Consider the following 13,640-nt stretch of genomic DNA (forward strand, 5'->3'; position numbering starts at 1 on the left):
GGCGGGGGCCGGTGTGGTGACCCTGCCGCGGCTCGTCGTCGCGGCGTCGTCCACGGGCCAGGGCAAGACGACCGTCGCCACCGGCCTGATGGCCGCTCTGGCCGCCGCCGGGCACCGGGTGAGCGGGCACAAGGTCGGCCCCGACTACATCGACCCCGGCTACCACGCGCTCGCCACCGGCCGACCCGGGCGCAACCTCGACCCGCACCTCGTCGGCGAGGAGCGGATCGTCCCGCTCCTGCTCCACGGGGCGGCCGGCGCGGACGTCGCGGTGTTCGAAGGCGTCATGGGACTGTACGACGGTCGGCTGGGCACCGACGGGTTCGCCTCCACCGCGCACGTCGCCGCCCTGACCCGCTCACCGGTCGTCCTCGTCGTCGACGTCGCCCGGCAGTCACGCACCGCCGCTGCGGTCGCCGCGGGGATGGCGGCGTTCGACACCGGCGTCGACATCGCCGGCGTCGTCCTGAACCGCGCTGGCTCGGCGCGCAACGACGCCGAGGTCGTCAGGGCGCTGGAGCGCGCCGGGCTGCCGGTTCTCGGGGTGCTCCCGCGGTCCGAGGAGCTGACCACGCCGTCGCGGCACCTCGGCCTCGTGCCGGCGGCCGAGCGCGACGTGTCGGCAGCGGTGGTCGGCCGGCTCGGGGAGCAGGTCCGGCGCCACCTCGACGTGGACGCCGTCCTGCAGGTGGCTCGGAGCGCTGTGGACCTGCCCGGCCGGGCGTGGGACCCGCGCGACGACGTCCGTCCCCCCGGTGGCGGCAGGCCCGTCGTCGCGGTGGCGGCGGGGCGAGCCTTCACCTTCCGGTACACCGAGACCGACGAGCTGTTGCAGGCGGCGGGCTGCCAGGTCGTGTCCTTCGACCCCCTCGCCGACCCGGCGCTGCCCGAGGGGACGGCCGGTGTCTATCTCGGCGGCGGCTTCCCCGAGGTGTACGCCGCCGAGCTCGCTGCCAACCACAGCCTGCTCGAGGATCTGCGTGCCGCCGTCGAGGCCGGCGTCCCGACCGTCGCCGAGTGCGCCGGCCTGCTCTACCTGTCGAGCACGCTGGACGACGTCCCGATGGCCGGGGTCGTCCCCGCGACGGCGGCCATGACGGACCGGCTGACGCTGCGCTACCCGGACGCCGTCGCACCGGCCGACTCCCTCCTGGCGCGGGCGGGGGACCGGGTGACCGGTCACGAGTTCCACCGCACCCGGACCAGCCCGGTGGCGGGCGGCTGCCCGGCGTGGGAGATCGACGGCGAGGCAACGGGTTTCGCCACAGCGACGCTGCACGCGTCCTACCTCCACGTGCACTGGGCGGGGCACCCGCGCACGGCCCAGCGGTTCGCCGACGCCGTGCACGCGGCCACTCCCCACCACCACCCGCGCCACCACCCGCGCCGGCCCAGGCCCGTCCTGCCTGCGGCGTCGTCGTCGCGGGACCCGCTGCTCCAGCCGCTGCGGCACCACGGTGACGCCGAGACCGGCGAGGGGCTCGTGGACCTGGCGGTCAACGTGTACGACGGCGACCGGCCACCGTGGCTGGAACGAGCGCTGCGGGAGTCGCTGACCGACGCGGCGTCCTACCCGGACGCGTCCGCCGCCGCCGCCGTCGTCGCCCGGCGGCACGGCCGGGAGGCCGACGAGGTGCTGCCGACCGCCGGGGCGGCCGAGGCGTTCACCCTCCTGGCGCGTCTCGAACCGTGGCGCCGGCCCGTCGTCGTGCACCCGCAGTTCACCGAGCCGCACGTGGCGCTGGAGCAGGCGGGGCGAACGGTCACGACCGTGCTGTGCAGGCCCGAGAACGGTTTCGCGCTCGACCCCGACGCCGTCCCGCAGGACGCCGACCTCGTCGTCGTAGGCAACCCGACCAACCCGACCGGGGTCCTGCACCCCGCGAGCGCCCTGAGACGCCTGCGCCGCCGCGGCCGGCTCGTGGTGGTGGACGAGGCCTTCATGGACGCCGTGCCCGGCGAGGCGGAGTCGCTCGCCGGGGAGCGGCTCGCCGGCCTGGTGGTGGTTCGGAGCCTGACCAAGCACTGGTCCGTGCCGGGCATCCGCGCCGGGTACGTCGTCGGTGACCGCTCGGTCGTGCGCCGGCTCGCCGCGGTCCAGACCCCCTGGGCGGTGTCGTCACCGGCGATCGCCGCCACGGTCGCGTGCTGCGGACCGGCCGCCGCAGCCGAGGGCTCTCGTCGCGCCCAGTCGGTGGTGCGCCGCCGAGAGCTTCTCGAGGACGGACTGCGCCGCCGCGGCATCGACGTCGTCCCGTCAGCGGCTCCGTTCGTCCTGGCCCGCCCGGGCACCGGGGTGCACGCGGCCCTGCGCGAGCGCGGTGTCGCCGTCCGCCGTGCCGACACGTTCCCGGGCCTGGATGGCAGCTGGGTGCGGATCGCCGTCCGCCGGCCGGCCGTCACCCTGCGGCTCCTCGAGGAGCTCGACCGACTGCCCGCCAACCGTTCCCACCTGTGACAGGAGTCCGATGCCTGCCGTGTCCGCCCCCTCCGCCGTCGCCCGCGATCACGCCGCCAGGCGGCTGGCGGCGCTGGCGACCCCGCCCGGTGCCCTCGGCCGCCTCGGGGAGCTCGCCGTCTGGGTCGCCGCCTGTCAGGGCCAGGTGCCACCACGGCAGGTCGACGACGTCCGTCTGGTCATCTTCGCCGGCGACCACGGCGTCGCCGCCCACGGCGTGTCAGCGTTCCCGCCCGCCGTCACCGGCGCCATGGTCCGGGTCTTCCTCGCCGGCAGGGCCGGCGTCAGCGCGCTGGCGGCCACGCACGGCGTCACCGTCCGCGTCCTGGACCTCGGGGTCGACGAGGCCTTCGACGACCTGGACGACGCGACGAGGTCCGCGCTGACGGCGCACAAGGTCCGGCGCGGCAGCGGCGCCATCCACCTCGAGGACGCGCTGACCGCCGACCAGACCCGCGCCGCCCTGGACGCCGGGGCCCGGGTGGCACGCGAGGAGATCCAGGCCGGCGCGCAGCTGCTCATCAGCGGTGACATGGGCATCGGCAACACCACTCCCGCCGCCGCCATGGTCGCCGCCGCGCTCTGCGTGCCCGCATCCGAGGTCGTCGGCCGCGGCACCGGCATCGACGACGAGACGCTGAGGCGCAAGACCGGCGTCATCGACGCGGCCCTGACCCGCGCCGGGACCAGGGTGTCCGACCCGGTCGAGACGCTGACGGCGCTCGGCTCGGCGGACCTGGCAGCCGCCACGGGCTACCTGCTCGCAGCAGCCCAGGACGGCGTCCCGGTACTGCTCGACGGGCTGATGAGTGTCGCGTGCGCCGTGACCGCCGACCGGATCGAGCCGGGCGCGGCGGCCTGGTTCGCCGCCGGGCACCGGTCCACGGAGCCTGCGCAGTCCCTCGCGCTGGGCAAGCTCGGGCTCGAGCCGCTGCTCGACCTCGGCCTGCGGCTGGGAGAGGGGTCAGGCGCGGTCGCCGCCGTACCGGTCCTGCGTAGCGCGGTCGCGCTGCTGCGCGACGTCGCCCTGCTCGAGGAGATCCCCGCCTGATGCCACCGGACGCCCCGGGACCACGGGTGCCGGCACGTGCGGCCGGCATCCTGCTGGGGTTCGCCGCGGACCGCCTCCTGGCAGACCCGCGGCGGTACCACCCGGTGGCCGGCTTCGGTCGGGCCGCCGCAGCCGTCGAGCGCCGGCTGTACGCCGACTCGCGCGCTCGGGGCGCAGCCCACGCCGCGGCGCTGGTCGGGGCAGCGGTGGCGCTCGGTGTCGCCGCCGAGCGCCTCACGGTCCGCCCGACCGCCCGGGCCGTGGTCACCGCCGTCGCGACGTGGACGGTCCTGGGCGGGCGCACCCTCGACCTCGAGGCCGGCGCGGTCCAGGGCCTGCTCTGCAGCGGCGACCTGCCCGCGGCGCGAACCCGGGTCCGACGTCTCGTCGGCCGGGACACCGGCGGGCTCGACGTGCCGGAGGTCTCCCGGGCCGTGGTCGAGTCGGTCGCGGAGAACACGTCCGACGCGGTCGTGGCCCCCCTGGTGTGGGGCGCAGTGGCCGGCGTCCCGGGGCTGCTCGGGTACCGCGCCGTCAACACCCTCGACGCGATGGTTGGCCACCGCAACGCCCGTTACCAGCGCTACGGCTGGGCCTCGGCCCGACTGGACGACCTGGTGAACCTGCCGGGATCGCGGCTCACCGGTGTGCTGACCCTCGTCGCCAGCCCGGCTCGGGCCGGGGACGCGTGGCGCACCTGGCGTCGGGACGCCGGGCGCCATCCGAGCCCGAACGCGGGCGTGGCGGAGGCCGCGTTCGCGGGTGCGCTGGGCGTCCGGCTCGGCGGCACGAACCGCTACGACGGCAACCGCGTGGAGCACCGCGCCGTCATGGGGGACGGCCGTCCGCCACGGCCCCAGGACATCACGCGTGCGCGGCGCCTCGCCAGGCGCGTCGGGGCCGGGGCCGCGCTGACCGCCGCCGTGACGGCGGCCGTGCTGGGACGCAGGCAGTGGGGCTACCGGTCGTCCTGCTCGGCACGTCGGCGACCGACCCGTGCCCTCTGGCGCCGGCTGCGGCCGGGCGGCTAGAGTCGCCGTGCGGTCGCAAGGAAGCCGGTGGGAGTCCGGCACAGTCGCGCTACTGTGACATCGCCTCGGCGGTGGAGTCAGACCCGAGCGGCCGTCACTCAGCCCATCGACAGGGACGCACGAATCCCTGAGAGGACACGCCATGTCGCACTCCGCCGTCATCCCGGTCACCGAGCCGGTCGCCGTCCCCACCGTCCCGATGCGGGAGCTGGCGCCCTGGGTGCTGTTCCTCGGCCTCCTCGCCGTGCTCGCGCTGTTCTTCGCCACCACTGACCAGGGCGCGGTGGTCCACGAGTGGGTCCACGACGGCAGCCACCTGCTCGGCTACCCCTGCCACTGACGCCCGCTGTGAGCGCACGGGCGCTTCTCCTGCGCGGGCTCGCCGCCGGACTGGTCGCCGGGCTTGCCGCCTTCGTCGTCGCCTCCGCCGTCGGAGAGCCACAGGTCGAGGCTGCCGTCGCCCTGGAGGGAGCGGGTGCCACCGGCGGCGGGATCCCACGAGACCTGCAGGCGACCTGGGGACTGCTCACCGCCACGACGGCGGTCGGCCTGGCCCTCGGCGGAGCGGTCGCGCTCGTCGTCGCGGGCACGCTGGGCCGGCTGGGCCGCCTGCGGCCCGGGCAGTCCACCGCACTCGTGACCCTGCTCGGGTTCGTCTCGGTCGCGCTGGTCCCGTTCCTCAAGTACCCCGCGTCACCCCCTGGGGTCCACGACGGCGAGACGATCGGCCAGCGGACCGCGCTCTTCTTCGGTTTCGTGCTGGTGTCGGTCGCGGCGGCCGCTCTCGCCACCCGCGGTGCCCTGTGGGCGCGCCAGCGGGTCGGCACCTACGGCGGCGTCGTGGCCGGGGTGACCGGCTACCTGGTCGTCGTCGTGCTGGCCGGCCAGGTCCTCGCGCCGGCCGAGGGGACCGGCGACTTCCCCGCCGACACGTTGTGGTCCTTCCGGCTGGCGTCGTTCGTCACCGTCGCCACCCTCTGGGGCGTCATCGGTCTGGTGCTCACGGGTCTGGTGTCGCGGCTCGACGCCGTCGAGACGGAACCGGCCGCGCGGCGTGAGACGGTCGCCGGCCTCTGACCCACTCGACGGCCTCGTCGACGGTGGCGACGGTCGGGACGCCGACCGGCCCGGCGGGACGACGGACGACGACGACCGCGGCGCCGAGCTCGGCGGCGGCCTGCAGCTTGGGCCAGGTGAAGGTGCCGCCGGAGTCCTTGGTGACCAGGACGTCGGTGCCGTGACGGCCCATCAGCCCTCGCTCGCCCTGCACGGTGTACGGGCCGCGGCTGGTGACGAGCTGCCAGGAGCTGGGCCACACCTGCTCCGGCAGCTCCACCACACGGGCCAGGACGGCGCGGTCCCGCAGCGCGGGGACGAACCGACCGAGCTCCTGGCGTCCGACCGTGAGGAACGGGCGCCGTCCGAGGTCGGCCGCGGCGTGGGCCGCTTGCTCGGACGTGTCGACGTAGGTCCAGGACGGCTGCGGCGTCCAGGCCGGCCGCTCCAGCCTCAGCAGCGGCACTGCCTGGGCCGCGCAGGCCGCGGCGGCGTTGCGGCTGATGCCGACTGCGAACGGGTGGGTCGCATCGACCACCGCGTCGTAGTCGGCGAGGGCTGCGCGCAGCCCGTCGACGCCGCCGAAGCCACCGACCCGGACCGCGCCGAGCGGCAGCTGCGGCCGGGTGACCCGCCCGGCCAGGGAGCTGGTGACGTCGATCCCGTCGGTGGCCAGCCGGGCCGCCAGCGCGCGGGCCTCGCTCGTACCGCCGAGCAGGAGCAGCCTCACGCGGCACCACCGGGCGGCAGCACCGGCAGGCCGGAGGGCGCGCCGTGCCGGGCCAGGTTGAGCAGGGCGTCGACGTCGAGGTGCTGCTCGACCAGGTCGCCCAACCGGTCGAGCATCCGCGCCCGGGCCTGCGGGAAGGACGCCTCGGACGGCGGCAGGCCGAGGGTCGCGGCGAGGAAGGCGCGACGCAGCTCGTCCCCCTCGAGGGTGCCGTGCCACATCGTCCCGAAGACGTTGCCGGCGCGCACCCCACCTGCGAAGGCCTCGCCGGACCCGACGGTGATGCGGCCGTGGTGGATCTCGTAACCGCTCGCCGGGACGCCGAGGGCCTCGCCGACGGGCAGCCGCAGGCACTTGTCGGTCTCGAACTCGGTGCGGACGTCCAGCAGGCCGAGGCCGGCGACCACCGTCCCCGCAGCACCCTCGACGCCGCGCGGGTCGCTGATCGTGCGGCCGAGCATCTGGAAGCCGCCGCAGACGGCGAGCAGGGGGCGTCCGCGACGGACGTGGTCGGCGACGGCGACGTCCAGACCCCGCGAGCGCAGCCAGGCCAGGTCGGCGATCGTCGAGCGGGTGCCGGGGAGCACGAGCAGGTCCGCGTCGGCGACGTCGCGCGGGTCCGTGGCAAAGGTCACGTCGAGGGTGGGTTCCAGGCCGAGCGCGTCGACGTCGGTGACGTTGCTGATCCGGGGCAGCCGGATCACGACGACCTTGCGGACGCCGTCCGTGGTCGCGCGCCGGCTGGGGATGTCCAGGGTGTCCTCGGAGTCCAGCCACAGGCCCGGGTCCCAGGGCAGCACGCCGAGGACGCGTCGCCCGGTCAGCCGTTCCAGGGACTGCAGCCCCGGGGCCAGCAGCGCAGGCTCCCCGCGGAACTTGTTGACGACGAAGCCGGCGACGAGGCGCTGGTCGCCGGGGTCCAGCAGGGCGACGGTGCCGAACAGCGCGGCGAAGACACCGCCGCGGTCGATGTCCCCGACGACGACGACGGGCAGGTCGGCGTGCCGGGCCAGGCCCATGTTCACGTAGTCGCCGCGGCGCAGGTTCACCTCGGCCGGGCTGCCGGCACCCTCGGCGACCACCACGTCGAACCGGGAGGCCAGGTCGTCGTACGCGGCGTGCGCGGCCGCGGCGAGGTGCCGACGTCCGGCCACCCAGTCGGTCGCGCTGACCTCCCCCGCGGGGCGCCCCATGAGCACGACGTGGCTGCGCCGGTCGGAGCCCGGTTTGAGGAGCACCGGGTTCATCGCCGGTTCCGGGACGACCCCCGCCGCGAGCGCCTGGACCCACTGGGCGCGGCCGATCTCGGCGGTCGAGCCGTCCGGGCTGGCGCAGACCATGGAGTTGTTCGACATGTTCTGCGCCTTGTACGGCGCGACGCGGACGCCGCGGCGGGCGAAGGCGCGGCACAGGCCGGTCACCACGGCGCTCTTGCCGGCGTCGGAGGTGGTGCCGGCCACGAGCAGGCCGCTCACTCGGGTGCCCTCAGCAGGTACACGTCCATCACCCAACCGGCGCGCTGCCTGGCCCGCAGCCGCGCGTCCTCGAGGTGGCCGGCGAGGTCGCCCACCCGCCCGGCGGCCAGCTCCTCGGAGTCCGTGCCGAGGTTGGCGCCCCACCAGATCGACCAGTCGTCGAGGCCGGTGAGGTCGAGCGAGCCGGTGAGCATGACGCACAGGTTCCTCTGGCCGGCGGCGACGTCCTCGCGCAGGCGACGGGCCGTGGTGACGTGGACGGGTCGGCCGACCGGGTGCAGCACGATCCGGTGCCGTGCGGCGAGGAGCTGCGGCGCGCTGATGCCGGGCAGCACGTCGTACTCGACCGGCAGGCGCTCCGCCAGCGACTCGACGACCCGGATCGTCGAGTCGTACAGCGACGGGTCGCCCCACACCAGCAGCGCTGCTGTGCCACCGCGTGCCCGCAGGACGTCCTCGTACACGGCGACCCGCGCCCGGTGCCAGTCGCGCACCGCCTGCTCGTAGTCGCCGGGGGCATGGTCCCGGTCCGGGTCCGGGACGACGACCACCGGGACGCCGTGCGCCGCCGCGACCGCCCGGCGCGCGGCCAGCAGCCCGTCGTCCGCGGACTTCTCGGTGGCGAGTACGTAGTCGCACGCGCGCAGCGCGTCCGCGACCTCGCGGGTGACGTGGTGCGGCCCCATGCCGACCCCGAGGATGCGGACCCTCACACCGGCCTCGCCCGCTGGACGCCGTCCTCGAGGTCGCCCTCGACGTCCAGGTAGACCTGCTGCAGGGCGGCGAGGGTGTCGGGGTCCGGCTCGGCCCACATGCCACGCTCGGCGGCCTCGTGCAGCCTTTCCACGATGCCGCGCAGGGCCCACGGGTTCGAGGTGCGCATGAACTGCTGGTTCGTCTCGTCCAGGACGTACTCCTGGGCGAGTCTCTCGTACATCCAGTCGTGCACGACGCCCGTGGTGGCGTCGAACCCGAAGAGGTAGTCGACGGTGGCCGCCAGCTCGAACGCGCCCTTGTAGCCGTGGCGCTGCATCGCCGCCACCCAGCGGGGGTTGACCACCCGCGCCCGGAACACCCGGGCGGTCTCCTCGCTGAGGGTCCGGGTGCGGACCGAGTCCGGCGAGGTGGAGTCGCCGACGTAGGCCTTCGGGTCGGTGCCGGTCAGGGCACGGACCGTCGCGACCATCCCGCCGTGGTACTGGAAGTAGTCGTCGGAGTCGGCGATGTCGTGCTCGGCGGAGTCCACGTTCTTGGCCGCGACCTTGATGCGCCGGTAGTTGGCGCGCATGTCGTCGGCCGCGGGGGCACCGTGCAGGTCGCGACCGTAGGCGAAACCGCCCCAGGCGGTGTAGACCTCGGCCAGGTCGGCGTCGTCGCGCCAGGAGCCCGACTCGACCACCTGGAGGATGCCGGCCCCGTAGGACCCGGGCCTGGAGCCGAAGACGCGGGTCGACGCGCGTCGAGGGTCGCCGTGCTCGGCCAGGTCGGCGAGGTAACTGGCCCGCACGAAGTTGCGGTCCTCCGGCTCGTCGAGGTCCGCCACCATCCGGACGGCGTCGTCGAGCATGGTGACCACGTGCGGGAAGGCGTCGCGGAAGAACCCGGAGATGCGTACCGTCACGTCGATCCGGGGCCGGGACAGCTCGCCGAGCGGGACCACCTGCAGGCGGGTGACCCGGCGGGAGGCCTCGTCCCACTCCGGGCGCACGCCGAGCAGGGCGAGTACCTCGGCGACGTCGTCGCCGCTGGTCCGCATCGCCGAGGTCCCCCAGACCGACAGGCCGACCGACGTCGGGTAGGTCCCCGTCTCCTCGAGGTACCTCGCCAGCAGCGAGTCGGCCATCGCCTGGCCGGTCTGCCAGGCCAGCCGCGAGGGCACTGCCCGTGGGTCGACGGTGTAGAAGTTGCGGCCCGTCGGCAGCACGTTGACCAGTCCGCGCAGGGGGGACCCGGAGGGGCCGGCGGGAACGAAGCCGCCGGCCAGGGCGTGCACGACGGCGTCGATCTCCTCGCCGGTCCTCGCCAGCCGGGGCACCACCTGCTCGGCGGCGAACGCCAGCACCCGCCGGACCTCAGGGTCGTCGTGCAGGGCCGAGACCGCCGCCGGGTCCCAGCCGCTCGCCTCCATCGACTCCACGAGGGCCCGGGCCTGGGCCTCGGCCGCGTCGACGGCCTGCAGGTCCGTGCCGTCCCGCAGGCCGAGCGCCGTCCGCAGGCCGGGCACGGCGTTGCCGGCGCCGCCCCACACCTGGGCGGCGCGCAGGATCGCCAGCACGAGGTTGACGCGCGCCTCGCCGGTCGGCGCCACGCCGAGGACGTGCAGCCCGTCGCGGATCTGGGCGTCCTTGATCTCGCACAGCCAGCCGTCGACGTGCAGGAGGAAGTCGTCGAACTCCTCGTCGTCCGGGCGTTCCTCCAGCCCGAGGTCGCGGTGCATCTGCGCTGACCGCATGAGCTGCCAGATCTCACCGCGGACGGCGGGCAGCTTGGCCGGGTCCATCGCCGCGATGTTGGCGTGCTCGTCGAGGAGCTGTTCCAGGCGGGCGAGGTCGCCGTACGTCTCGGCGCGCGCCATCGGCGGGACGAGGTGGTCCACGACGGTGGCGTGGGCACGCCGCTTCGCCTGCGCGCCCTCGCCGGGGTCGTTGACCAGGAACGGGTAGACCAGCGGAAGGTCGCCGATCGCCGCGTCGGGCCCGCAGGACGCGGAGAGTGCGGCGTTCTTGCCGGGCAGCCACTCCATCGAGCCGTGCTTGCCGAGGTGGACGACGGCGTCGGCGCCGAAGCCGTGCTCCAGCCAGCGGTAGGCGGCGAGGTAGTGGTGGCTCGGCGGCAGGTCGGGGTCGTGGTAGATCGCCACCGGGTTCTCCCCGAAGCCTCGCGGCGGCTGGATCAGGACGACGACGTTCCCGGCCCGCAGGGTGGCCAGGACGAGCTCGCCGGCGTCGTTGACGAACAGACGTCCCGGGGCGGCGCCCCAGGCCTGGACCACGGCGTCCCGCAGGTCCGCCGGCAGGTCGGCGGTCCAGGCGTCGTACTCGGCCGGTGTGATCCGTACGTGCGCGTCGGTGAGCTGGGCACCGGTGAGCCACTCCTCGTCCTGCCCGCCGGCCGCGACGAGGGCGTGGATGAGGGCGTCCCCCGCGACCGTGTCGTCGTCGAGGTCGAGCAGGGCGGTGACCTCGTTCTCGCCCCCGAGGTCGTAGCCCTCCTCGCGCAGTCGGCGCAGCAGCCGGACGGCGGAGACCGGGGTGTCCAGGCCGACGGCGTTGCCGATGCGCGCGTGCTTGGTCGGGTACGCCGACAGCACGAGGGCGATCCTCTTCTCGGCGTTGGCCGTCCTGCGCAGGCGAGCGTGGTTGACGGCCGTACGAGCCACCCGGCCGGCGCGCTCCGGGTCGGCGAGGTAGTGCGGCAACCCCTGCTCGTCGAGCTCCTTGAACGAGAACGGCACCGTGATGATGCGGCCGTCGAACTCGGGGATCGCAATCTGTGTCGTCGAGTCCAGCGGGTTCACCCCCTCGTCGGAGGCTTCCCACTGGGCGCGGCTCGTGGTCAGGCACAGACCTTGCAGCACGGGGATGTCGAGGGCGGCGATCCGCTCGACGTCCCACGCCTCGTCGTCCCCGCCCGCGCTCGCCGTGGCCGGCGCCGAGCCTCCCGCCGCCAGGACGGTGACCACCAGGGCGTCCAGCGTGCCGAGCGCCTCGTAGAGGTCGTCGGGCGCCGAGCGCAGCGACCCGGCGAAGACGGGTACGCCGACGGCCTCGCCGGTCGCGTCGATCGCGTCGGCCAGAGCGTGGGCGAACGCGGTGTTGCCGCTGGCCTGGTGCGCCCGGTAGTACAGCACTCCCACCCGCAGCAGACCGGGGTCGGCTGCAGCCGACCGCTCGACGAACCCCCAGGCGGGTACGGCGACGGGTGGCTCGAACCCCTGGCCGGTCAGCAGCACGGTGTCGGAGAGGAACGCGTGCAGCTGGGTGAGGTTCGCCGGACCTCCCTCGGCCAGGTAGTGGTGCGCCTGCGTCGCCACGCCCATCGGCACGCTGGACAGCTCCATCAGCTCGGCGCTCGGCTGCTGCTCGCCACCCAGGACCACGACCGGGGTGCCGCGCTCGCGCACCGAGCGCAGACCCGGCCACAGGTCGTGCGGTGAGCCGAGGAGTCGTACGACGACGACGTCGGCGTCGGCGACCGTGGCCGTCAGCTCGGCCTCCGTGGCGCGGCTCGGGTTGGCCCAGGTGTACCTCGCGCCGCTGGCGCGCGCGGACAACAGGTCCGTGTCGGACGTGGACAGCAGCGCGACGTGCGCCGGCGACTCGGCCATCTGCCGGGATCCTCCTCCGGGGTTCTCGCCCCGTCGTGCGGTCGGACGACCCGTGAGCAGTGTCTGGCTACGTCGTCAGTCGACGTCACAGTGGCGGAACCGCCCCGGAGTCGCACCGGGTTCCTGGTCCACGGGCACGACGCAGCCTACGGGAGGATGGCCTCGTGAGCCGTCCGGTGTACCTCGTGCGACACGGTCAGTCGCAGTGGAACCTCGCCCGTCTGACCCAGGGACAGACCCCCCACCCCCGGCTCACCGACCTCGGCCGGCGGCAGGCCGCCGCGGCGGCGAGGACCATCGCCTCGGACGTGTCCCGGCTCGGCCTGCGGGTCGAGCGAGTCGTCACCAGCGACCTGACACGCGCGATGGAGACCGCGGACGTCGTGGCTGCCTGCTTCGGCGCGACCCTGACCTGCGACGTGCGACTGCGCGAGCAGCACCTCGGGGCCCTGCAGGGCCGCCGCTACGAGGAGGCCTGGGCCGTGGCCGGTGCGACGGACTGGTCGGACCCCACCCAACCGGTCTGCGGCGGCGAGTCGCCGATGGACGTCTACCATCGCATGCGGGCCGTCCTCGACGGCCTGGACCGTTCAGCGGTGACGGTCCTGGTGTCCCACGGCGACGCCATCCGGGCCGCGGTAGCCCACCTCGACGGCGTCACGCCGGACCAGACCCGGTGGCTCGACGTCCCGAACGGCGCGGTGGCCCGGGTCGGCGACGACGTGACCTGGCTCGGACAATGACCGGTATGACGGTGCGCAGCATGACCGTGGAACCGGACGGGTTCCCCGGCGTCACCCTGGTCGGTGGCGGGCCGGGCGACCGGGACCTGATCACCGTCGCCGGGCTGCGTGCCGTGCTCGGCGCCGACGTCGTGGTCACCGACCGGCTGGCCCCGGCCGGCCTGCTCGCCGAGCTGTCGCCAGGAGTCGAGGTGATCGACGTGGCCAAGGTCCCCCGCGGCCGCTCGACCGCGCAGGAGCGGATCAACGAGCTGCTCGTCGAGCGGGCGAGGGCCGGGCGCAGCGTCGTGCGGCTCAAGGGTGGCGACGGCTACGTGTTCGGCCGAGGCTTCGAGGAGGTGCTCGCGCTGCAGGAGGCGGGCGTCCCCGTCCGGGTGATCCCGGGGCTGTCGTCCTCGCTCGCCGTCCCGGCGCTCGCCGGGATCCCCGTCACCCACCGGGGCGTCGTCCACGACTTCACGGTCGTGTCCGGTCACCTGCCGCCCGGCCACCCGGACAGCCTCGTCGACTGGGCCGCGGTCGCTGCCCTGCGCGGCACCCTCGTCCTCATGATGGCGGTGGAGAACGGCGGTGCGATCGCTGACACGCTGCTCGCCGCGGGACGCCCGGGCAGCCAGCCAGCCGCCGTGGTCTGTGACGGCTCGCTGCCGACCGAGCGGGTGGTGCGCACCACGCTGGCCGACCTCGGCCGGGTCATCGCGACGGAGCGGATCCGTCCGCCGGCGGTCGTCGTGGTCGGAGAGGTCGCCGCCCTGTGAGCCGCCCCGGG

At 74.9% G+C, this 13,640-nt stretch carries 11 protein-coding genes and 1 riboswitch; of the genes, 7 read left to right on the forward strand and 4 right to left on the reverse strand.

The window, feature by feature from the left end; genetic code table 11:
• Positions 1-13: 13 nt before the first annotated feature.
• The 5 genes from HJG43_03965 (at position 14) to HJG43_03985 (ending at position 5,617) form a co-directional block, all read left to right on the forward strand.
• The gene (locus tag HJG43_03965; GenBank protein ID UER53850.1) at positions 14-2,458 is read left to right on the forward strand and encodes a cobyrinate a,c-diamide synthase; all 2,445 of its coding nucleotides are present in this window, start codon (positions 14-16) and stop codon (positions 2,456-2,458) included.
• Between the two features lie 10 nt (positions 2,459-2,468).
• The gene (cobT, locus tag HJG43_03970) at positions 2,469-3,509 is read left to right on the forward strand and encodes a nicotinate-nucleotide--dimethylbenzimidazole phosphoribosyltransferase (GenBank protein ID UER53851.1); all 1,041 of its coding nucleotides are present in this window, start codon (positions 2,469-2,471) and stop codon (positions 3,507-3,509) included.
• Complete coding sequence (locus HJG43_03975) at positions 3,509-4,540, forward strand: cobalamin biosynthesis protein (protein ID UER53852.1); 1,032 nt, start codon at positions 3,509-3,511, stop codon at positions 4,538-4,540. Before cobT ends, HJG43_03975 begins: the two co-directional genes overlap by 1 nt.
• Before the next feature lie 142 nt (positions 4,541-4,682).
• Positions 4,683-4,880 carry a CbtB-domain containing protein gene (locus HJG43_03980; GenBank protein ID UER53853.1) on the forward strand — a complete coding sequence of 66 codons (198 nt, stop codon included), beginning with the start codon at positions 4,683-4,685 and terminating at the stop codon, positions 4,878-4,880.
• An 8-nt stretch (positions 4,881-4,888) separates the two neighbouring features.
• Complete coding sequence (locus HJG43_03985; GenBank protein UER53854.1) at positions 4,889-5,617, forward strand: CbtA family protein; 729 nt, start codon at positions 4,889-4,891, stop codon at positions 5,615-5,617.
• Here HJG43_03985 and HJG43_03990 read toward each other — a convergent pair.
• The 4 genes from HJG43_03990 to cobN are packed head-to-tail and all read right to left on the reverse strand — an operon-like array spanning position 5,541 to position 12,128.
• Entirely contained in the window at positions 5,541-6,326 is a 786-nt protein-coding gene (locus tag HJG43_03990) for a cobalt-precorrin-6A reductase (GenBank protein UER53855.1), read from the reverse strand. The two genes, HJG43_03985 and HJG43_03990, sit on opposite strands and share 77 nt — an antisense overlap.
• Entirely contained in the window at positions 6,323-7,792 is a 1,470-nt protein-coding gene (locus HJG43_03995) for a cobyric acid synthase (GenBank protein ID UER55688.1), read from the reverse strand. The genes HJG43_03990 and HJG43_03995 overlap by 4 nt, the downstream gene beginning before the upstream one ends.
• Positions 7,793-7,797: 5 nt before the next feature.
• Entirely contained in the window at positions 7,798-8,514 is a 717-nt protein-coding gene (locus HJG43_04000; protein ID UER53856.1) for a precorrin-6A synthase (deacetylating), read from the reverse strand.
• Positions 8,511-12,128 (reverse strand): cobaltochelatase subunit CobN, encoded by a 3,618-nt coding sequence (gene cobN, locus HJG43_04005; GenBank protein ID UER53857.1) that lies wholly within the window; start codon positions 12,126-12,128, stop codon positions 8,511-8,513. Before cobN ends, HJG43_04000 begins: the two co-directional genes overlap by 4 nt.
• Positions 12,129-12,164: 36 nt before the next feature.
• A riboswitch (cobalamin riboswitch) is annotated at positions 12,165-12,294 on the reverse strand.
• Between cobN and HJG43_04010 the strand changes: the two genes are divergently transcribed.
• Positions 12,293-12,871, forward strand: coding sequence for a histidine phosphatase family protein (locus tag HJG43_04010; protein ID UER53858.1), 579 nt, complete (start codon positions 12,293-12,295; stop codon positions 12,869-12,871). Its footprint overlaps the riboswitch before it by 2 nt.
• Positions 12,868-13,629, forward strand: coding sequence for a uroporphyrinogen-III C-methyltransferase (gene cobA / locus HJG43_04015; protein ID UER53859.1), 762 nt, complete (start codon positions 12,868-12,870; stop codon positions 13,627-13,629). The genes HJG43_04010 and cobA overlap by 4 nt, the downstream gene beginning before the upstream one ends.
• The last annotated feature ends 11 nt before the right edge of the window (positions 13,630-13,640 follow it).

This window comes from Kineosporiaceae bacterium SCSIO 59966, assembly GCA_020881835.1.
Lineage (GTDB): Bacteria > Actinomycetota > Actinomycetes > Actinomycetales > SCSIO-59966 > SCSIO-59966.

Coding starts and splice junctions, on each gene's coding strand:
- HJG43_03980 (UER53853.1), top strand. CDS start 4,683: ATGTCGCACTCCGCCGTCATCCCGGTCACCGAGCCGGTCGCCGTCCCC.
- cobN (UER53857.1), bottom strand. CDS start 12,128: ATGGCCGAGTCGCCGGCGCACGTCGCGCTGCTGTCCACGTCCGACACG.
- cobA (UER53859.1), top strand. CDS start 12,868: ATGACCGGTATGACGGTGCGCAGCATGACCGTGGAACCGGACGGGTTC.
- HJG43_03975 (UER53852.1), top strand. CDS start 3,509: ATGCCACCGGACGCCCCGGGACCACGGGTGCCGGCACGTGCGGCCGGC.
- cobT (UER53851.1), top strand. CDS start 2,469: ATGCCTGCCGTGTCCGCCCCCTCCGCCGTCGCCCGCGATCACGCCGCC.